Here is a 20,412-nt window from a genome sequence, read left to right as displayed (position 1 = left end):
CCTACGTTACGAAATGCCCTGTAATTTACGTTTTTTCTCTGCTGAGCCCCGGAAGTTCCTGACAAGCGGGGCGTAATCTACATTTTTTCTCTGCTGAGCCCCGGAAGTTTCCGACAAGCGGGGCGTAATTCGTGTTTTTTCTCTGTTGAGCCCCGGAAGTTTCCGACAAGCAGGGCGTAATCCGTGTTTTTTCTCTGTTGAGCCCCGGAAGTTTCCGACAAGCGGGGCGTAATCAATGTTTTTTCTCTGCTGAGCCCCGGAAGTTTCCGACAAGCGGGGCGTAATTTACATTTTTCTTCTACTTTGTCCCGAAGATAAAACCCTCCGCAATGAGCTACGCTATTCATAAGATTGTCAGCATAAAGCGCTGCCAATCTTATTTCATATCGCGGCGTTCGCCACATCTCGGCATAAGTAAAGACAGCGAATCATGCGCGAGCGCCCATCGCTGTCTTCACTATGCCTATGCGCGGCTCATTGCTCGCGTAACTTTCTATTTACCGAAACTTCCCCGCCCAATATTCGTCTTATTATAATGTGATCACCATAACACTTCACGATTTTGGGAGGGTATCTTTATGAAGAAGGCTATTTTACTATCAACACTGACAACGATTCTTACGCTTTCCTTGGCAGGATGTGGTTCTACCGGGGGCCTGGAGGATTCTGTAGGAGTGCAAAATTCCACGGCCCCCACCGGGCCAATCGCCCCGGTCATCGCGGAAAGCCTCGTTCCTACAGAATGCCCGGAAAGCGGGCCTGCCGACGATCTGGCGATATCCATGGGGAATGAAGCTATCTGTGATCTGGGACCGGTGCAGTTCTCCCTGTCCCTTCCGGAGACCTGGGACTATGAGATCCGCAATTTAACTTTCGCAGGTACCACCACGACCGATGCTATCATCTTCTGGAACATCGCATACCCGGAGGATACTTTTACGCTTATCTATGCTCCCGTCCCGGGAATCTGCGGCACCGGCGTCACCAGCGAGGAGATCACTCTGCCCGACAGCAACTTAAACGGCTGGAAAAATACCGAGATCTACCAGACAGAACAAAAATACTGGATTTACATTACATTATCCAATCCCGATGTCCCTTTACAGGGAAATACCCTACAGCTGGAAGCCACTATTCCGTTAACAGACTGGTACACTCTGGAAACAGATTTCAACCGCATCCTCGAAACCATCCAGCTTCAATATACAAGTTCCGAAGCTCCTGTGACGCAGGATATTCTGATCTTGCCGGAAGAAACGCAATCAACGACTCCAGACATTCTGATCTTGCCGGAAGAAACGCAGTCAACGACTCCAGACATTCTGCCCTTGCCAGAAGAAACGCAGTTCGCTCCCCAAGACAAGTTGCCCTTGTTAGAAGAAAGACAGTCCAACTGTATCGAGCTGGATACGGATTTCGGTGCACCTGTGACTCAGGATATTCTGATCCTGCCAGAACAAACTCAACCTGCAACTCAGGAGAAACTGCCCCTGTTGGAACAAAGGCAGTCCAACTGTATTGAGCTGGATGCAGATTTCAGAGCCCCCGCATCGTAGGATACTCTAATCTTACCGAAAGAATCACATCCTTGTCTCACGACAGCCGCCATCCTTGACCGCCAGATAAGGGAATCTCCACAGATTGCCCACACCCACCGCGCTTCCGGCCGCCGCCAGCACGAAACCGATCTGCCCGGAGAAATTACTTGTTCTATTTTCCATATGATTCACGCTCCTTAAAACACTTGTGACATGAGGATAGCCTATGCTATACTATCAGTAAAACGAATGTTTTTATTGGTATGCATAAGTTTTTGTAATGTGATGAGTCTCAAGAGAAAATAAGTGGCTGCAAAGCAGACATTTGTTTTTTGGACTCATCAGCTCACGAATATCCTGCTTCGCAGGATATTCGTGAGCTTATACTATAATGAGTGCAAGAAAGCCAATCTGCTCGCATAATTGGTGAACAATGAATTTGAAATTCATAAATTTACGGGGTGAAGATCATGAAAGAACAAAAAGACCGTTACGAGATATTTTTAAAAGTATGTGAAACGGGAAGCTTCTCCAAAGCGGCGGAAGCACTGAATTATACCCAGTCCGGCATCAGCCAGATGATGGCGGGACTGGAGGAAGAACTGGGTGTGCAGCTTTTTGCCCGGGTTAAACGGGGTGTCAGCCTCACTGACAACGGTGCCCGCCTCATCCCTTACATTCAGGAAATGGTCAACCAGAAAGACAAGCTGCGCCAGGCCGCCTTCAATATCAACAATAAGATTGAGGGGAAACTGCGGGTCGGTAGTTTTTCCAGCATCACTGCTCTGTGGATGCCGGATGTGGTTCATTTTTTCCGGGAAAATTATCCGAAAGTGGATGTAGAAATTTTTGACGGCAATTATGATGAGATCCGGGACTGGATCATTCACGGGCAGGTGGATTGTGGATTTTTATCCTCCATCGTGGCGGATGATCTGACCTTTTATCCACTGTTGAATGATCCGCTGTGCGCTGTTTTCCCCGAGGGACATCCGCTGGCTGCCAAAAACAGCGTCACCCTGCCGGAACTGTTCGAATATCCTCTGATCATCGAGACCCCCGGCTGTGACAACGACATCCAGCATCTGCTGACCAAATGCCCTGTCCGCCCAAAGATCTCTTACAGCTTCCGGGACGATACCCTGATCATGTCCTTCGTCCGGAACGGTCTCGGTGTCACCATCTCTCAGGAACTGGTATTAAAAGCTTTCGCACGGGGTGTGGTCTCCAGACCCTTATCTCCCAGTTGTCACCGTACGCTGGGACTGGCTTTCTCCAAGACCACCAACTCCGTGGTGTCACAGACGATGCTGCGGTATTTGCAGGAAACGATCCACTGATCCACCCCAGCTCAACTATTCTGCTATTCTACATTATGATAGCTTCCGCAATACGGGCAGCGTCCGGTATATCCTGCTGCCGCCTGATAGGAAGCACCGCAGTTCGGACACTGCACGGCGGTCATGCGAAGCTTGGAAGGATCCACGGGCTTATCGTCCATCAGTTCCTGCTCTCCCGACAGAATCTCATCCCGGACGGAATCCGGATCCCAGCCGTATTTTCCCTGATATTCGTAGATATCCATGGTCATACCGATGGGATAGGTCGAAGCGCCCTTTTCAAACGCGGTGGGAATCACTGCCTCCCGCTCGATCTGATTCTTGTCAAAATAATGCACGATCACATTCACCGGGAATCTGCCGTTTACCATATACGCCGTATTCTCCACGTAACCGTAGATCTTGGCGGCATATCTGATTCCGTTTTTTACGATGAGTGACTTTTTATGCTGCCCGAATAATACTGCTGCAATAAAACAAATGCCCAGTATCAGGAAAAACAGCGGCAATGCCAGAAATGCACTCATGGGCCGGAACACCATGCCGATGCTTCCGAATATCATTGTCAGCACTGCACCGATCCCCGCAAATGCGCCTCCTACGATCAGTAAAATTTTCTGAACCATGTTCATTTTCATGTCAGTTTCCCGCCCTTCTCCTATTTTTCATGCCAATCTCCATCCCGCAGCCTTCGGCTGACGGCACAAATAGTAATTTATACCATCTGGACCACCCAGACATTACTCTTCACCATGATGTAACCAATGATCACCTTGATCAGTTCCGTGCCCTGCACCAGGAAATAAATGCCTACGATGCCCAGTCCGGTGAAATGCGCCAGCAGATATGCCGCCGGCACCACGATCACCCAGGTAAATACGGAATCAAACAGGAACGTCACCACGGTCTTACCACCGGAACGCAGGGTGAAATACGACGCATGGCTGAAGGCACAGAAGGGCATGATGATGGCTGATACCGCAATAAAACTGGTAGCCAGTGTCTTGATCTCCTCTGTGGTATTGTAAATGCCTGGGAAAAATCCTCCCACCACAAACATTAACACCGCCATAATCACACAGCAGAAGACACTGAACACGATCATCTTGTTGTCCGCATCCTTGGCATCCTCCAATTTCCCGCCCCCCAGATACTGTCCCACCACAATGCTGATGCAGGATCCCAGTTGGAGGTAGACGATGTTAAACAGGTTCGTGATGGTGGAGGCAATGTTCAGTCCCGCCACCACGTCCAGACCTCTGACGGAATAACACTGGGTCACCGTTGTCATGCCCGCTGCCCACATCACCTCGTTCATCATCAGCGGAAATCCCTTGATCAGGATCGCCTTCAATTCCGCAAGCGGAATACCAAAGCCGGTGTAAGCTCCCTCCAGATAGCGGTTTTTTCCCCGATGGATGTGTGCCCAGATCACCACGATCAGTGCCTCAATGTAACGGGCAATAACGGTAGCCAGCGCCGCCCCCTGCACTCCCAGCTCCGGGAAAGGACCGATGCCGAAGATCATCAGATAGTCCAGAATCGCATTAGTACCCACCGCCACAAAGCTGGCCAGCATCGGGATAAGGGTCTGCCCGGTCTCTTTTATATTTGTCGCGTAGGACTGGTTCACCGCAAAAGGGATCAGTCCCACCATCATGATGGCCAGATATTCCAGTCCGTACTGCAGTGCCAAGTCCGTGGCCCCGTTCCCCACCGTATCCGTCAGATACAGGGAGATCAGTGCGGAACCTTTCGTCAGGAACAGAATGATCGCTCCGCCTGTCACCAACAGCGTGGCATACAGCTTAAACCGAAAGGAATACATATGTCCCTTATGATTGCCCTTTCCGAAATACTGGGCACCAAAGATGCTGGCAGCTGACACAGCTCCGAAGATTGCCAGATTGTATACAAAGATCAGCTGATTCACAATGGCAACGCCGGACATCTGTTCTGTTCCCAGCTGTCCCACCATGATGTTATCCAGAAAGCTTACCAGATTGGTAATGGCATTCTGCAGGATCATGGGAATAGCCAGTAAAAGATACTTCTTGTAAAAATCCCAGTCTCCAATATATTTTTTCTTTAATTTTGCTAACATAATTTCCCTCAATTTTCTAAATAATCCCTACATACGCTCGATCATCCCGGGACTTTCACTCCCGAAAACCGACCGCTTATAACGGTTCTTCCTGCGGCATGGTGCTGTGTACTTTCTTTCTGACAAAATAGAAACATACCGCCTGCAGCAGGATCGTTGCCAGCCAGGAGGCCGGATAAGATAAAAACAGTACCATCAACGACCGGTGCGTTGGGAATACTCCGTAGATCCAGAAGATTCTCGTTCCCACCGTACCGATAATGGACAATATCATAGGTACCGCCGAATGTCCCATGCCCCGCAAGGCTCCCGGAATCAGATCCATGATGCCGCATAAAAAGTAAGTCAACGTCGTATACAGCAGAATCTCCGTTCCACAGGCAATAACGTCCGCATCCGTTGTGTAAATGTGAAGCAGCTGCGGACCGAAGAGATTGGCGCTTCCGCCCAGCGTTACCGCTACGATCACCGACAGGATCATACAATCGATCAGTACCCTGTCCATACGTTTTTTCTTCCCGGCACCGTAGTTCTGACTGGTGAAGCTCATACACGCCTGGGTAATGGAATTCACCGACACGAACAGGAATCCAAAGATATTATTGGCCGCCGTATAGCCTGCCATGGCGATGGAGCCGAAGGAATTCACCGAGGACTGCAGCAGAACATTGGAGAAATTGATGACAACGCTCTGGATCCCCGCCGGAACCCCCACCTGAAAGATCTGCAGCAGATACTCCCCTTTTATTCCCAGCTTTGAAATCTGCAGCCGGTAACAGCTGTCCGTAGTAAACAGGCACCATAATACCAGCACACAGGAGATCACCTGAGAGATCACTGTAGCAATGGCTACCCCCGCCACACCCATGGAAAAAGCAATGACCAGAAACAGGTTCAATACCGCATTGATGGCTCCGGATATGATCAGGAACAACAGCGGACGCTTCGTGTCTCCCACCGCCCGCAGAACTGCAGCTCCGTAATTGTACAGCATGAAAAAGGGCATGCTGCAGAAATAAATTTTCATATATAATGCCGCCTGATCAATAACATCCGCCGGGGTATCCATCAGTTCCAACGCTCCCCGGGTGCAGAACAGCCCTACGAATACCATGACAATACCGCTGATCAATGCAAAGGTCATAGCTGTATGTACTGTCTCGCTCATCTCCCGCTCTTTCCCGGCAGCATAGAATCTGGCGGACAATACATTGGCTCCCAGAGAAACGCCGATAAACAGATTGACGAACATATTGATCAATGCCGTGGTGGAACCTACAGCCGCCAGCGCCTGACTTCCGGTGAACCGTCCCACCACAATGATATCCACTGCATTGAACAGCAGCTGCAAAATGCTGGACACCATCAGGGGCAGTGCAAAGGAGATCAGCTTGTCCATAATCGTGCCATTGCACATATCTATTTCATATTTGTTTTTCTTCTGTGTTGCTTCCATAATTTCATTTCCTGTAATTCTCTTCCTAATCCCGTTATCTTCCCGCACCGTTCATCCGCATCTGCAGAAGAACCGCTATAACTTATGATTTTATCACATATTTTGCTATATTTCTATTCCCCTTTTTATCTAAAAATATGGTATACTATATTTTGAATGTTTTTGGTTTTTCAAAGTGATGATACATCCCGCAAATCCTTACAAGAGAGCAAAGAGAAAGGAAACTTATCCCTATGAAATATGACGTAATCATTATCGGTGCCGGCCCCGGCGGTATCTTCTCCGCTTATGAACTGGTGCAACAGAATCCCGACCTGAAAATTGCCGTTTTCGAATCCGGTCACCCTCTGGAGAAGCGCCACTGTCCTATCGACGGTGACAAGATCAAGAGTTGCATCAACTGTAAGAGCTGTTCCATCATGAGCGGTTTCGGTGGTGCCGGTGCTTTTTCCGATGGAAAATACAATATCACCAACGCTTTCGGTGGCACTCTCTACGAGTATATCGGCAGGAGTCAGGCCATCGACCTGATGAAATATGTGGATGACATCAACATGAAGTTCGGCGGTGAAGGCACGAAGCTGTATTCCACTGCTGGTACCTCTTTCAAAAAGATCTGCATGCAGAACAAGCTGAACCTGTTAGACGCTTCCGTACGTCACCTGGGTACAGATATCAACTTCATCGTGCTGGAAAATCTGTACGCAGAACTGAAGGATAAAGTGACTTTCTATTTCGATACCCCGGTGAAAACGGTGGAGACCGTTGGTGACGGTTACCGTATCTGCTGCGAAAACGCTTCTTACGACTGCGACAAGTGCATTATTTCCGTAGGCCGCAGCGGCAGCAAATGGATGGAGCAGATCTGTAAAGATCTGGACATCAACACCAAGTCCAACCGCGTGGATATCGGCGTCCGGGTGGAACTGCCCGCAGTCATCTTCTCTCATCTGACCGATGAACTCTATGAGAGCAAGATCGTATACCGCACTGAAAAATTCGAGGATTCCGTGCGTACCTTCTGTATGAATCCCCACGGTATCGTCGTAAATGAGAACACCAACGGCATCGTCACCGTAAACGGCCACAGCTACGAAGGAGCCGACAAGCAGACAGAGAACACCAACTTTGCCCTGCTGGTAGCGAAGCATTTCTCCGAGCCCTTCAAGGACAGCAACGGCTACGGTGAAAGTATCGCCCGTCTCTCCAACATGCTGGGCGGCGGTGTTATCGTACAGCGTTTCGGCGATCTGGTGAGAGGACGCCGCAGTAATGCGAAGCGTATTGCCGAGGGCATGGTAGAGCCTACCCTGTCCGCAACTCCCGGTGATTTAAGCCTGGTACTGCCCAAGCGTATCTTAGACGGTATCATCGAAATGATCTACGCACTGGACAAGATCGCACCCGGTACCGCCAATGACGATACCCTGCTCTACGGTGTGGAAGTCAAATTCTATAATATGGAAGTGGAACTGGACGAACATCTGGAAAGCTGTCACAAGGGCCTGTACATCATCGGTGACGGCAGCGGTGTGACTCATTCCCTGTCCCATGCATCCGCCAGCGGTGTCTATGTCGCAAGGCAGATCGCCAAAGGGGAATAATTACTAATAAAAAGGAAGGTAGATTCTATGGCACAGACAGTTAAGATCATCTCTGACAGTACCTGTGATCTGTCAAAAGAATTAGTGGAAAAGTATGACATTACCATCCTGCCTCTGCACATTCTGCTGGGCGAGGATGAATACCGCGATGGCGTGGATATTACGCCGGAAGAAATTTTCCGGTGGTCCGATGAAAACAAGACCACGCCCAAGACCTCTGCTCCTTCTCTGACCGAGGCCATGGAAGTCATGCAGCCTTTTGTGGAAGAAGGCCGGGAGATCATCTGTTTCTCCATCTCCGACAGCATGTCCACCTCCGGCAACGTTATGCGGCTTGCTGCAGAAGAACTGGAAGCTTCCGACAAAGTCACCATCATCAACTCCGCAAACCTGTCCACCGGCATCGGTCTGCAGGTAATACAGGCTGCCATTCTGGCTTCTGAAGGGAAAACAGCCACAGAGATCACTACTGCCATCGAAGCCATCCGTCCCAAAGTCCGGGCCAGCTTCGTCGTAGATACCCTGACCTACCTTCACCGCGGTGGCAGATGCAGCGCGGTAGCGGCTCTGGCCGGTGGTATGTTAAAGCTTCATCCCCGGATCGTCGTGGTGGATGGTGCCATGGATGCCTCCAAAAAATACCGTGGAAAATTAAGTTCTGTCATCCTCTCCTACACCAGAGACATGGAAGAGGATCTGAAGAATGCCGTTCCCGACAGAGTCTTCATCACCCACTCCGGCTGCGACCGGGAGATTGTGGAAGCGGTTCGTTCCTATCTGGAAAGTCTGGGAATCTTTGACGAGATTCTGGAAACCAGAGCAGGTGGTGTAGTCTCCAGCCATTGTGGTCCCGGCACGTTAGGCGTACTTTTCATTGCTAAATAAAAAATCCGAAGGAGTTTCGTGTGAAAAATTAATTTTTCACACGCAAATTTGTGCCTGCACAAGGTGCCAAGGCACCTGAAAGTTTGCAGGTTACTGAAAGGCATTGGTATTATTATGATCCGTTTTATATTCGTCGTATTATTTGTAGTATTATTCCTGATCCTGTCCACGCCGTTAATGCTGGTGGAATGGATCATCGGTAAATTTAACCCCTGTCTTAAGGACCGCAGTTCCCTGGCCATTGTAAACTGGGCCTTCCGCTGGGTCATCCGTCTTTCCGGCACGAAAGTCATTGCCATCGGGGAAGAGAACATTCCCACCGACACTGCTGTGCTGTACGTCGGCAATCATCGCAGCTTTTTCGATGTGGTGCTGACCTACGTCCGTGTTCCCAGACCTACCGGTTATATTGCGAAAAAAGAAATGTTAAAATGGCCCCTGCTTAACATCTGGATGAAAGATCTTCACTGTCTCTTTCTGGATCGCCAGGACATCAAGGCAGGACTGAAAACCATTCTGCAGGCCATTGAGAAAGCCAAAAACGGGATTTCCATCTGCATCTTCCCGGAGGGCACCCGCAACAAGACCCAGGATACTTTTCTTCCCTTCCACGAGGGCAGTTTCAAGATCGCAGAGAAAGCAAATGTTCCCATTATCCCCATGACTATTGTGAATTCCGCTGCGGTATTTGAAGATCATTTTCCGAAAATAAAAAAGGCCACCGTAGTCATTGAATACGGTAAGCCTATTTATCCGAAGGAACTGGACAAGGAGACTCGCAAGAGCATGGGCACCTATGTACAGAATATTATCTCCGAAACTTATTTCAAAAACAAAGAACTGATCTGATCTTTCTAATGTCTATCCGCGAGGGAGACCTGCTGGGCTATCAGTAACAGATAATCCGCAGCGTCTCCCTCTTCGGGATAATAACTCACCGAATCCCGGTTCCGTCCCATCAGGTAATGCAGAAAATCCTCTAAAATCTCCGTGTACTGATAACTGTATAACACATAATTAGCACAGGACAATTCTTCTGCCCGCTTCAGAAGATCCTCGGTTCCATTGTTGACATTCATTACGGCATCGATCATGTTATGGGAACGTTTGGCCAGCTCCTCGCCCCGATTCCGGATGCTTTCCATGAATACAGTGCACAGGTCCACATCCACCGGCTGTCTGGTGGCCAGATACGTCATGGAGCCATACAGATAGGCCGTTTCTTCCAGATAACTGGTATTGTCCTCGAAAAAGTCCTTATACTCCAGGATCTGATTGCGGTAAGTGTAGAGTCCCGCCGCCCGGTAAAGCTCCGTCAGCGCCATGAATTTCTCCGCATCTCTGCCGGATGTCGACATCAGCTTGGTGTACACCGACGACGCATGCTGCAGACATTGTGTGGCATATTGCACATCATATTTCTGGTACAGATAACTGAATTTTGCCATCACCGCCACGTAACACATGTTCTCCGGTTCCGGCTTTTCTGTGTCGTTGGCCGTTTTTTCCAGCCAGTCGGCAATAGATTCCAGCAGATCCGGGATATCATTGCCATTATCATCCGCAAGCACCTGCGGATACCACTCACAGGCCTCCAACAAAGTGATGATCTCATCCTCGGTAATACTGCGATCCTGACATCTGTCATGAACATCCGTGCACAACGCTTCCAACAGTTCCTGATAGTGGTCTTCTTTCAGAGAAAATGTCAGGGATCTTCCCACATTGTCACACTCCAGATAGAACTCACCTTCCCCGGTATAGTCCGTGAAATCCGCTGTTCCGATGTACAGAGACAGCTCCCCGTTGTAATCTGTCTGCTTTACCGTGCCTTCATAGACCGTCTCTCCGGTCTCCCGGTCCACCAGCCGGAAAGTCTCTACCGGCTGTCTGCCCTTCACCACTGCCTGTTTTTCACCGACCGCGGCATACCCCTGCTGATCCACCAGCACATTGGGTGTCAGCGTAGGCACTGTATAGTTGATGACCGGTGTGTTTTCCATGCCGGTCATACTTATGCTTACATGCCCTGTCTCTGCCGTTGCCTGCCCGCAGGCGTTCATACCTATACTGTTAAATAGTAATAGCAGGGACAGGATCCCTGCACTTTTCCTGCTGTATCTCAAAATATTCCTCCGGTCATTCCCTGGGGACATTACAGTACACGATCTCCCCGTTGATAATAGTATAAAGGGTTCGTGTGAAAATTTCCATAGGATTTCCGTCGAAAATGGCAATGTCTGCATCTTTCCCCACTTCCAGGCTGCCAATGCGGTCTGCCACGCCACAGATTTTCGCAGGATAAATGGTGATGGCCCGGAAACCTTCCTCCATTGGAAGTCCCGCTTTTACCGCAAGTCCGGCACACAACGGCAGTGTCTGGATCTGTGACACCGGATGATCCGTGGTGATGGCGACCATCACACCGGCCCGGTTCAGCACTCCGGCGGTCTTAAAAGACATGTTCTGCACCTCGATCTTGTTCCGGCTGGTAAGATCCGGTCCCACAATGGCCGGAAATCCTTCCTTCGCCAGTTCTTCCGCCACCAGATGACCTTCCGAGCAATGATCCATCGTCATTTTTATACCGAATTCTTTTGCAATGCGGATTGCTGTGAAAATATCGTCCACCCGGTGGACATGGGCTTTTAACGGGATGTCTCCCCGCAGTACCGGAAGATAGCACTCTTTTTCAAAATCCGGTGCAAAATACTCTCCCTTCTCCGCCGCTTCCTGCTTTTGCCGCAGATATTCTCTGCTCTCCCAGAGTTCCCTGCGCAGCATGGCGGCGATGGCCATACGAGTGACAGGACTTTTGTTCTGCCCGGAATAATTGACCTTGGGGTTCTCTCCAAAGGCCACCTTCATGGCCGCCGGTGATTTCAGGATCAGGTCGTCGATCCGGCGCCCCTTAGTCTTTACCATGGCAAACTGGCCGCCCACCACATTAGAGCTTCCGGGTCCGATCATGGCTGCAGTAATTCCGGCCCGCACCGCATCATCAAAGGCTGCATCCATGGGATTAATACCATCGATAGCCCGCAGAGTCGGTGTCAGGGGATCCACTGTCTCATTACAGTCATCCCCTTCCGTGCTCTTTTTTTCTTCCATGATACCCATATGGCAGTGTGCCTCAATGATGCCCGGCATGATCAGCGCATTTTTCGCGATCACTACCTGCTCTCCTTCTTCCGGCTGTAACTTCACCTCACCTCTGGCACCTACCTGTGCAATTTTCCCGTTTCTTATCTGCAGGATCCCTTCGGGGATCTCTCTGCCCGCCATGGTCAGGATCCTGCCTCCTACAATATACATCAGCGGAACAATGCCTCCCCGTTCACCGGTTCCCCGTTGTGGGTCAGAGCAAAGTATACGTTGCTTCCTTCGGCGCTGTAGTATTTCGTGGGCGCTGCCACACTGCCGATGGTGTCGCCGGGATTCACATAGGAGTTCTCTTTCACTGTGATCTCCGTCAGCTGTCCATAAGTGGCCTCATAGCCGTCACCCAGATCCAGGGTCACCGCCTTGCCGATCTCCTCATTTTCGAAGATCGAAGTCACTTTTCCCTGCGCACAGGCGGTCACTGCCGTACCTTCTTCCGCGGAAAAAATGGTGGCGGGATTGTATTTATACTGATCCAGTGTAGCAAAATAAGTGCTCTTGTCCATAGAGTAATGCATCAGAATATCACTCTGCACCGGTTGCTGTAATCCGTCGCTTTCTGCAAAGTGCAGTGTCTTCTCAACGACCACATCCCCGCCTGCTGTCTGCTTTCCCCCGGTCTCTTCCTTTTGTCGGTCGGCATCGGAATTCTGCTGCTCTTTCTGTGCGGCCTCCAGCAGGGTCTCCTGATCCGTCAGCCCCGGAATCTCTACGTTGCCGGAGCCTACCTCCTGGGGCATATAGTCCAGATCATCCTCGGTGACAGGAGTTCCCGCGATCTCATTTCCCGCTGTATTATTTGCCGTCAGTCCGGGGATGTTCTCGTCCTCCTTCAGAAGATGTTCGTCGTTATTCTCCGTGATCTCCTGTAATTTGTCATCCGCATTGTTGGGAAGCGCAGTGAAGTCCAAGGTATAACCATCATCCCTGGACTCCACATTCTGCCCCTTCATATAGACCCCTGTCATGGTCAATGCTGCCAGTACAAAGGCTGAAGAGGCTAACATTATAATACGTTCTTTGTTAATACCGCTCTTTTTATTTCTTCTCATATCCTATCCGCATCCTTCCTGTTCCCTGAGTCAACTGCCTGCTATACAATCGTTTCAACCACTTTCCCTGGTTTATCCTATAGTCTTGCCCGATTCATGGGTTTTATTCAGAATGTCTTCGATATGAAATTTGCATTTATTTGGAACTATTCAGAGCCATGTAAATAGCGTCGAATGTTTGCATTCGTAAGAACATTTGATGCTATTTATAGGGCGAAGTAACTGAATAGTTATATTTATTCTATGCCTGTGCGGCATAGGCAGCCATATCCACGTGCTGTACCGTACCCACATTTCCGTTTTCGTATAAGAAAATACCGGTCTTGCGGACCACAGCATTGGTCGCATTGGCATTGGTAGTGCCGTCCTGAGCCTTACGGTCTCCCTGCAGGGTAAAATCCGTAGAAACGTTTTGCAGACAGATAGCACCGACACCCTTGTCAGAAAGTTTGTACAGTACGTCGTTGCCGTTTTCATCCTTGCACCAGATTTTTAATTTTGACCAGATGGAATCGTTCTCATCGATCCAGCCGTTGCCATCCTCATCATACTGCGCCAGATCTGTAAAGCCATCCCCATTCCGGGTGCCGAACAGCTCACTGCCGTCGTTGATAGTGCCGTCACCGTTCTTGTCCAGTGCCAGATAGCCGCTGCCATTCAGCACGGAGATCTCTTCTTCCTTGCCATCGGCATCCAGATCAAAATAAAAGGTCTGATCCGACACTTCTGCCACATCAGTATCCAGGTTGATCACCAGCGGATCATGGAGCGTGAATTCTGCTACATTGAGTTGCTCTTTGTAGTATTCCTCGCATCTGCGGCTCATATTTACATTTACATTAAAATTGATCTCTCTGCCATCCTTGGTCCGTACGCTTCCCACGGTGGAAAAACTGGTATCCTCCTGTTCTATGTTCCAGGTCTCGCTCACATAGTTCAATATTTTCACACGGGACGTGACCAGATTGAACACGTCTGACGCAGGTGTTGCGGTTCCCTGTGTGCTGCCGGAATTCGTCTGGGTATTATTTACGCTATTCCCTGTATTCCAGCTGTTTCCGGTCTGATTACCGCTGCTCCATCCGTTTTCCTGCATCCAGTCCCGCAAAGTGCTGTTCCTGGACGGGAATAATAAATCAAAAATATAACGCACCGTATATTCCCGGATGGTAGACAATGTCTGTTCACTGGCACTGCTTCGCATATCCCATCTGGCAGAAGATACCAGCAAACGACTCTGCCAGTCTTTGGCTGTCATCGTGGTGTTCTCTGCAGTGTTCTCCTGTTCCTCCGTGTTCTGTGTGGTATCCTCACCATTCGGTGTCTTCTGTCCCTTAGTGGATACATCTGTCAGACCTGCCTGATAATCCGTTATCTCAAATCGTCTGACGCTTGTCTTAGAAGCGTGATAGCTTCTGGCGGAATCCATTCCTATGCTTGCGGAATCAATTCTCAAATCTGTAATTTTCTCCTTTCCCCGACCTCACCACGAACCAACAGGGCGCGCTTCCTGTAACGTTTAACAGTTCACCGCCGCATGTATTCATAAAAGCGCCTGCTCCGCAGTCGACGCCGCTAAGCGGCTCATCTTTTATTTCATACATGCGGCGCTCCGCTCATGCAATATCATATGTTCTGCTTTGTGTGCCAGCATCCACGCAGAACATATGATATTGCATGGCTGAACTGTTAAACTAAAAAAAGATGGTAAAGAAACAGAATACATATAATATGCCTCTGTCTGATTACCATCCGTGGTGTCATTATCAAACTGTAAAAAATAAGTAGCAGGAAGTGACTGGCCTTGTCACCTCTCTACTACTTATATCGTCCGCTATGGACATTTTATTTAGTGTTAATTTACTGCTGTTTGGGCTGAGTGGGAGCGCCAGGGGTTCCGGGTGCGGGAGGCACCGGTCTGCCGGCTGCTTTCAGCTTTGCTGCGATCATGCTGGCTACCATTTCTCTGGTCACCACGATGTTGCCACCGAAGGGATTGATCACGAATCCCAGCGCCGGGCTGATATTGCCCTGTGCATCTTTGCGCAGCAGCATTCCCGCATAATCGTCAAAGTTCATGGCGAAAGTCTGCTGATTCTCCTCATCTCTCCACCTTTTTAGCTCTGTCCAGTCAGTGAACGCCATGAAGAACTTCCGACCGTCCTCGGTGGACAGCATCGGGAACTGTACTTTGGCATCTCTTGCGATGGTCACCCGGCCGTTTTCATCGGGCACAGGCACCGGATCGATCACGACCGGAGACAGTAACTTTGCTTTCTGCAGTTCATCCAGGAACATCTGTCTGTGTTCCGGGGTGTCCTCTGCTTTTAATAATTCAATGGATCCCACCATCATGGGGTTGGATACCGGTTTGTTAAATTCCATATTTTTTCTCCTTACTTCTCATTGTAACTATTCAGCCTCTCTTCGCGAAACGCATCTGCGATGGTTCGTCACATGTCTCTGAATAGTTACACTCGGTTATAGTTGATCAGGCATCCCTTCAGTATGATCTGACGTTCTTCGTCGGTCAGCTCTCCCAGCTTCAGGGTGAATTCCTTCATGCCTTCTCCTGTTGTTACCACATATGCCTTAATTTCCTCGGCCTTGTCTTCCACGGCTTTCTTAATACCAGGAATGAACAGGTAATCCAGATTCTTGAAAGGCAGGTCTCCGGGCTGGATCAGGAAAGGAAGCATGCCCCAGTTGATCAGGTTGGAACGATAACGCTTGGTGGCATACTCGTTGGCAATATTTGCCCAGCCGCCTAATACCTTCTGGCAGGAAGCAGCCTGCTCACGGGCAGAGCCGTCTCCGGGCTTCACTGCGAAAATAGTGGAACCGAATCCGGTGTTCTCACGACTTGCATCGGGATACTGTTTCTTTACTTCACCCATAACATCCTTCAGTACCGGAACTGCCTGACAGGGATGTCCGCCGTTCATACGCTCTTTCTCTGCCTTCTGGATCTCCTTGGCACGTCCTACATACTGCGGATCCTTACGGCTTAAAGTGAACTCTGCCAGTCCCAGAGGATTGGAGCGGTAGGAAGAGGTCTCACCGGATGGAATCAGCTCATCGGTAGTAGTTACGGGATCGTGGATCTCGGATACTACCTGCAGTACCAGATTCTCAGGTAGGGCACCCATAGCGGGCCAGTCCTTGATATTGGGGCCGAACTGGATCTCTACGCTCTCATCTGCCACACCGTGGGAATCGAAGACACGGTTCTTGTAAATATTGCTATCGAAATGATATTTGTATTTTCCGAAATCTCCATCGAAGTCCGTTGCGGAAGTCAGCACACCCTTGTTGGCTGCGGTGGCTGCGATGGAACGGGCATCCATCAGAGCTACGGAAGCGATCTGGCCGTTCTGCAGTTTGGAGCCTTCTCGGTTCGGGAAATTTCTGGTAGAGTGACGGATACTGAATGCGTTATTGGCAGGTGTGTCACCGGCACCGAAGCAGGGACCACAGAACGCAGTCTTCATCACTGCACCGGTCTCTAAGATGGTAGCCGCACAGCCGTTGCGGATCAGCTCCATGTATATGGGCATGGATGCGGGATATACGCTTAAAGTAAACTCATCCGCACCGATGTATCTGCCCTTCAGAATGTCGGCAGCCGCACAGATATTCTCGAATCCGCCGCCGGCACAGCCTGCGATGATACCCTGATCTACAATGAACTTGCCGTTCTTTACTTTATTTTTCAGAGTGAAGTCTACCGCACCGTCCAGACTTACTTTCGCACGCTTTTCCGTCTCATCCAGAATATCCATCAGGTTCGCATTCAGCTCTTCGATGGTGTAAGTATTGCTGGGATGGAACGGCATGGCAATCATAGGACGGATCTTGTCCAGATCCACCTCGATCAATCCATCATAGTATGCCACCTGGCCGGGATTCAGTTCCTTATAGTCTTCGGTACGTCCGTGGATCTCATAGAACTCACGGATCTGGTCATCGGTCTTCCAGATGGAGGACAGACAGGTGGTCTCTGTGGTCATTACGTCAATGCCGATACGGAAATCAGCACTCAGGGAAGCCACGCCGGGACCTACGAATTCCATTACTTTATTTTTTACATAGCCATTCTTGAATACTGCGCCAATGATAGCCAGTGCCACGTCCTGAGGACCTACACCCTTCACGGGAGCACCCTTTAAGTATACAGCTACCACGCCGGGCATATTGATATCATAGGTCTGGTTCAACAGCTGTTTTACCAGCTCGGGACCACCCTCGCCCATAGCCATGGTACCCAGTGCACCGTAACGGGTATGGGAATCGGAACCCAGGATCATCTTGCCACCGCCGGCTAACATCTCTCTGGCAAACTGATGGATAACTGCCTGATGAGGGGGTACATAGACTCCGCCGTATTTTTTCGCACAGGTCAGACCAAACATGTGGTCATCCTCGTTGATGGTGCCGCCTACGGCACACAGGGAGTTATGACAGTTGGTCAGTACATAGGGCATGGGGAACTTCTGCAGTCCGGATGCTCTCGCGGTCTGGATAATACCTACAAAGGTAATATCATGGCTGGTAAGCTTGTCGAAACGGATCTTCAGCTTGTCCATATTGCCGGAGGTATTATGCTCCTGCAGAATACCATATGCCATGGTGTTTTTCGCTGCTTCTTCTTTGGAGATCGTAATGCCGGTCTTCGCCTGTATCTGACTGGCTGCTTCCGGGGTATCCGCTACGATGTCCGTACCGTTTACCAGGTAAGCGCCGCCCTGTGTTAACTGAATCATGCTCGTCCTCCTGTTATTCCACTTCTTATGCGTAATGTGCATCTAAATGTGCACTCCTTTCATTATACTGGATTGTTTTCTCAGATGCAATGATCTTATAGGATGTTTTTGCCACTGTACCACGCTAAATTTTATTTTTCTCCGGGAACCATTCCTCTTTTGTTCCGGTGTTGCTATAATATCCTCAGAAATTATGCCATTTTCCGAAAATCTATACGAAAACGACAGTTGTCGGCCGAATTCCGGCGGCAGCGGAAAGGAACCTTATGAATGTAGTAATAGCTATCGATTCCTTCAAGGGAAGTATGACCTCCATGCAGGCAGGTTTGAGCGCCGCCACGGGGATCAAACGTGTTTATAAAGATGCACATATTACCGTCCGTCCTCTGGCGGACGGCGGGGAGGGCACCGTCGATGCTCTGGTAAACGGCTGTGACGGCCGTATGACACAGGTGCAGGTCACAGGTCCTTCCGGTCACCCCGTTGTCTGTCCTTACGGCATCGTCGACGAGACCCATACCGCAATCATTGAAATGTCCGGTGCCGCCGGGATTACCCAGGTCAGCGGAGAGGAAAAGAATCCTCTGAACACCACCACTTACGGTGTAGGCGAAGTCATCAAAGATGCAATCCAGAACGGCTGCCGGCATTTTATTGTCGGTATCGGTGGCAGTGCCACCAATGACGGCGGTGTCGGAATGCTGCAGGCACTTGGCTTTGGCTTTCTGGATAAAAACAGAAATCAGATCCGCTTCGGAGCCAAAGGACTGGAGGATCTGGAATCCATCGCTACGGATCATGTGCTTCCCGAACTCAAGGAATGTACTTTCCGCATAGCCTGCGATGTCTCCAACCCGCTCTGCGGAAAGCAGGGATGTTCCGCCATCTACGGACCGCAAAAGGGCGCTACTTCCACTATGATCCTGCAGATGGACAAATGGCTGGCTTATTATGCCGCTCTGGCCAGAGAACAGTTTCCTCATGCCGATGCCAAATATCCCGGTGCCGGTGCTGCCGGCGGTATGGGATTTGCTTTTCTTACCTTCTGCAATGCCACACTGGAATCCGGTATTAAGATCATTCTGGAAGAAACCCATCTGGAAAAATATATCCGGGATGCAGATGTCGTGATCACCGGGGAAGGCCGCCTTGACGGTCAGACGGTTATGGGAAAAGCTCCCATCGGTGTTGCCAAGATTGCCAAAAAATATGAAAAACCGGTACTTGCTTTTTCCGGCTGCGTGGCCAAAGAGGCCGTTGCCTGCAACGCAGAGGGCATTGATGCCTTTTTCCCGATTCTGCGGAACGTGGTATCCCTGGATGAGGCTATGCATACCGACAATGCCATGACCAATATGACGGATACAGTAGAGCAGGTATTCCGGGCGCTTCAGATTTTTCACCGTTAAGAATCACAAAAGGACATGACCCACCGGCCATGTCCCTTTGTATGTTTCAATATTGTTTTATTATTCTTCGTATCCGTTTGGATTGTTCTTCTGCCATCTCCAGGAGTCTTCGCACATCTCTTTGATGCCGTTCTCAGCCTTCCAGCCAAGTTCCTTCTCTGCCAGAGAAGCATCGGAATAGCAGGTGGCGATATCGCCTGCACGGCGGGGTTTGATCACGTAAGGAATCTTCACGCCGGTAGCTGCTTCGAAGTTCTTCACGATGTCCAGAACACTGTAGCCCACACCAGTTCCCAGATTGTAGATCTTCAGTCCTGCATTCTCCTCAATCTTCTTCAGAGCCTTTACGTGGCCCTTTGCCAGATCAACGACATGGATGTAGTCACGTACACCGGTTCCGTCGGGGGTATCGTAATCATCACCGAAGACACCCAGCTCTTTCAGCTTGCCGACTGCTACCTGTGTGATATAAGGCATCAGGTTGTTGGGGATACCGTTGGGATTCTCGCCAATGGTACCGCTCTTGTGAGCTCCGATCGGGTTGAAGTAACGAAGCAGGATCACATTCCATTCGGGATCTGCCTTCTGGATATCCGTCAGGATCTGCTCCAGCATAGATTTCGTCCAGCCGTAAGGGTTGGTGCACTGTCCCTTGGGGCATTCCTCCGTAATGGGAACAAATGCGGGGTTGCCGTATACGGTAGCGCTGGAAGAGAAGATAATGCTCTTCACACCATGTTTTCTCATGACATCTACCAGGGTCAGGGTACCGGCAATATTGTTCTCATAATATTCCCAGGGCTTCTGTACGGACTCACCGACTGCCTTCAGTCCTGCAAAATGAATGACTGCGTCGATCTGTTCCTTGCTGAAGATCTCTTCCAGAGCTTCACGGTCCAGAATGTCTGCCTTATAGAAAGGAACCTTCTTGCCTGTGATGGCTTCTACTCTGGGGATCACTTTCTCACTTGCATTGCAGAGATTATCCAATACGACTACATCATAGCCTGCCTGCTGTAATTCCACTACGGTATGACTGCCGATGAATCCGGCACCACCTGTTACCAAAATTCTCATACACTCTCTCCTATCCGCCGTG

At 49.8% G+C, this 20,412-nt stretch carries 16 protein-coding genes and 1 pseudogene; 6 read left to right on the top strand and 11 right to left on the bottom strand.

Translation table 11 applies throughout. The annotated features are described in order from the left end of the window. The first annotated feature begins 578 nt into the window (after positions 1 to 578). A complete protein-coding gene (locus tag ACLTOH_RS10225; protein WP_262593754.1) occupies positions 579 to 1,556 on the top strand; it encodes a hypothetical protein in 978 nt (325 codons plus the stop codon). A 45-nt stretch (positions 1,557 to 1,601) separates the two neighbouring features. On the opposite strand, the pseudogene ACLTOH_RS10220 reads toward ACLTOH_RS10225, so the two are convergent. Then, positions 1,602 to 1,721 (bottom strand): annotated as a pseudogene (locus ACLTOH_RS10220) (hypothetical protein); the annotation flags it as partial. Between the two features lie 287 nt (positions 1,722 to 2,008). On the opposite strand from ACLTOH_RS10220, the gene ACLTOH_RS10215 reads away from it, so the two are divergent. Then, positions 2,009 to 2,878, top strand: coding sequence for a LysR family transcriptional regulator (locus tag ACLTOH_RS10215; RefSeq protein ID WP_337537445.1), 870 nt, complete (start codon positions 2,009 to 2,011; stop codon positions 2,876 to 2,878). A 23-nt stretch (positions 2,879 to 2,901) separates the two neighbouring features. On the opposite strand, the gene ACLTOH_RS10210 is transcribed toward ACLTOH_RS10215, so the two are convergent. From ACLTOH_RS10210 to ACLTOH_RS10200, 3 genes are all read right to left on the bottom strand, one after another. Further along, positions 2,902 to 3,516, bottom strand: a complete 615-nt coding sequence (locus ACLTOH_RS10210) for a hypothetical protein (RefSeq protein ID WP_337415190.1) — start codon at positions 3,514 to 3,516, stop codon at positions 2,902 to 2,904. A gap of 77 nt (positions 3,517 to 3,593) precedes the next feature. Continuing rightward, positions 3,594 to 4,982, bottom strand: coding sequence for an MATE family efflux transporter (locus ACLTOH_RS10205; protein WP_412224073.1), 1,389 nt, complete (start codon positions 4,980 to 4,982; stop codon positions 3,594 to 3,596). A 76-nt stretch (positions 4,983 to 5,058) separates the two neighbouring features. After that, positions 5,059 to 6,438, bottom strand: a complete 1,380-nt coding sequence (locus ACLTOH_RS10200; protein ID WP_022312189.1) for an MATE family efflux transporter — start codon at positions 6,436 to 6,438, stop codon at positions 5,059 to 5,061. Between the two features lie 233 nt (positions 6,439 to 6,671). Between ACLTOH_RS10200 and ACLTOH_RS10195 the strand changes: the two genes are divergently transcribed. From ACLTOH_RS10195 to ACLTOH_RS10185, 3 genes are all read left to right on the top strand, one after another. Beyond that, positions 6,672 to 8,042: an NAD(P)/FAD-dependent oxidoreductase gene (locus ACLTOH_RS10195; protein ID WP_227063646.1), complete on the top strand. Its 1,371-nt coding sequence runs from the start codon at positions 6,672 to 6,674 to the stop codon at positions 8,040 to 8,042. Positions 8,043 to 8,069: 27 nt separating this feature from the next. Beyond that, positions 8,070 to 8,927, top strand: a complete 858-nt coding sequence (locus ACLTOH_RS10190) for a DegV family protein (RefSeq protein ID WP_412224071.1) — start codon at positions 8,070 to 8,072, stop codon at positions 8,925 to 8,927. A gap of 114 nt (positions 8,928 to 9,041) precedes the next feature. Beyond that, positions 9,042 to 9,776, top strand: coding sequence for a lysophospholipid acyltransferase family protein (locus ACLTOH_RS10185; RefSeq protein ID WP_262593747.1), 735 nt, complete (start codon positions 9,042 to 9,044; stop codon positions 9,774 to 9,776). A gap of 5 nt (positions 9,777 to 9,781) precedes the next feature. On the opposite strand, the gene ACLTOH_RS10180 is transcribed toward ACLTOH_RS10185, so the two are convergent. The 6 genes from ACLTOH_RS10180 to ACLTOH_RS10155 form a co-directional block, all read right to left on the bottom strand. Beyond that, entirely contained in the window at positions 9,782 to 11,053 is a 1,272-nt protein-coding gene (locus tag ACLTOH_RS10180) for a cellulase N-terminal Ig-like domain-containing protein (RefSeq protein ID WP_022312193.1), read from the bottom strand. A gap of 13 nt (positions 11,054 to 11,066) precedes the next feature. Further along, complete coding sequence (locus tag ACLTOH_RS10175) at positions 11,067 to 12,242, bottom strand: amidohydrolase (RefSeq protein WP_337769885.1); 1,176 nt, start codon at positions 12,240 to 12,242, stop codon at positions 11,067 to 11,069. Beyond that, a complete protein-coding gene (locus ACLTOH_RS10170; protein WP_262593745.1) occupies positions 12,242 to 13,141 on the bottom strand; it encodes a M23 family metallopeptidase in 900 nt (299 codons plus the stop codon). Before ACLTOH_RS10170 ends, ACLTOH_RS10175 begins: the two co-directional genes overlap by 1 nt. A gap of 241 nt (positions 13,142 to 13,382) precedes the next feature. After that, positions 13,383 to 14,597: a hypothetical protein gene (locus ACLTOH_RS10165; RefSeq protein WP_262593744.1), complete on the bottom strand. Its 1,215-nt coding sequence runs from the start codon at positions 14,595 to 14,597 to the stop codon at positions 13,383 to 13,385. Positions 14,598 to 15,001: 404 nt separating this feature from the next. Continuing rightward, the gene (locus ACLTOH_RS10160; RefSeq protein ID WP_412224069.1) at positions 15,002 to 15,526 is read right to left on the bottom strand and encodes an SseB family protein; all 525 of its coding nucleotides are present in this window, start codon (positions 15,524 to 15,526) and stop codon (positions 15,002 to 15,004) included. A gap of 86 nt (positions 15,527 to 15,612) precedes the next feature. Beyond that, positions 15,613 to 17,904 carry a hydratase gene (locus ACLTOH_RS10155; protein WP_337415183.1) on the bottom strand — a complete coding sequence of 764 codons (2,292 nt, stop codon included), beginning with the start codon at positions 17,902 to 17,904 and terminating at the stop codon, positions 15,613 to 15,615. A 266-nt stretch (positions 17,905 to 18,170) separates the two neighbouring features. Here ACLTOH_RS10155 and ACLTOH_RS10150 point away from each other — a divergent pair, with 266 nt between their 5' ends. Continuing rightward, positions 18,171 to 19,313: a glycerate kinase gene (locus tag ACLTOH_RS10150; RefSeq protein WP_412224067.1), complete on the top strand. Its 1,143-nt coding sequence runs from the start codon at positions 18,171 to 18,173 to the stop codon at positions 19,311 to 19,313. A 60-nt stretch (positions 19,314 to 19,373) separates the two neighbouring features. On the opposite strand, the gene galE is transcribed toward ACLTOH_RS10150, so the two are convergent. After that, on the bottom strand, positions 19,374 to 20,390 hold the full coding sequence (gene galE, locus ACLTOH_RS10145) for a UDP-glucose 4-epimerase GalE (protein WP_022153306.1): 1,017 nt from the start codon (positions 20,388 to 20,390) through the stop codon (positions 19,374 to 19,376). Positions 20,391 to 20,412 lie beyond the last annotated feature (22 nt).

Source organism: Waltera sp. (genome assembly GCF_046969025.1).
GTDB classification, from domain to species: Bacteria; Bacillota; Clostridia; order Lachnospirales; family Lachnospiraceae; genus Acetatifactor; species Acetatifactor acetigignens.
The sequence above is the reverse complement of the archived record's forward strand: the minus strand, read 5'-3'. Positions and strand labels throughout refer to the sequence as shown.

Bases quoted from the DNA above. Each gene is read 5' to 3' on its own strand.
- ACLTOH_RS10155 (WP_337415183.1), bottom strand. From the start codon at position 17,904: ATGATTCAGTTAACACAGGGCGGCGCTTACCTGGTAAACGGTACGGAC.
- ACLTOH_RS10185 (WP_262593747.1), top strand. From the start codon at position 9,042: ATGATCCGTTTTATATTCGTCGTATTATTTGTAGTATTATTCCTGATC.
- ACLTOH_RS10215 (WP_337537445.1), top strand. From the start codon at position 2,009: ATGAAAGAACAAAAAGACCGTTACGAGATATTTTTAAAAGTATGTGAA.
- ACLTOH_RS10210 (WP_337415190.1), bottom strand. From the start codon at position 3,516: ATGAAAATGAACATGGTTCAGAAAATTTTACTGATCGTAGGAGGCGCA.
- ACLTOH_RS10195 (WP_227063646.1), top strand. From the start codon at position 6,672: ATGAAATATGACGTAATCATTATCGGTGCCGGCCCCGGCGGTATCTTC.
- ACLTOH_RS10160 (WP_412224069.1), bottom strand. From the start codon at position 15,526: ATGGAATTTAACAAACCGGTATCCAACCCCATGATGGTGGGATCCATT.
- galE (WP_022153306.1), bottom strand. From the start codon at position 20,390: ATGAGAATTTTGGTAACAGGTGGTGCCGGATTCATCGGCAGTCATACC.
- ACLTOH_RS10200 (WP_022312189.1), bottom strand. From the start codon at position 6,438: ATGGAAGCAACACAGAAGAAAAACAAATATGAAATAGATATGTGCAAT.
- ACLTOH_RS10175 (WP_337769885.1), bottom strand. From the start codon at position 12,242: ATGTATATTGTAGGAGGCAGGATCCTGACCATGGCGGGCAGAGAGATC.
- ACLTOH_RS10170 (WP_262593745.1), bottom strand. From the start codon at position 13,141: ATGAGAAGAAATAAAAAGAGCGGTATTAACAAAGAACGTATTATAATG.
- ACLTOH_RS10150 (WP_412224067.1), top strand. From the start codon at position 18,171: ATGAATGTAGTAATAGCTATCGATTCCTTCAAGGGAAGTATGACCTCC.
- ACLTOH_RS10205 (WP_412224073.1), bottom strand. From the start codon at position 4,982: ATGTTAGCAAAATTAAAGAAAAAATATATTGGAGACTGGGATTTTTAC.
- ACLTOH_RS10225 (WP_262593754.1), top strand. From the start codon at position 579: ATGAAGAAGGCTATTTTACTATCAACACTGACAACGATTCTTACGCTT.
- ACLTOH_RS10190 (WP_412224071.1), top strand. From the start codon at position 8,070: ATGGCACAGACAGTTAAGATCATCTCTGACAGTACCTGTGATCTGTCA.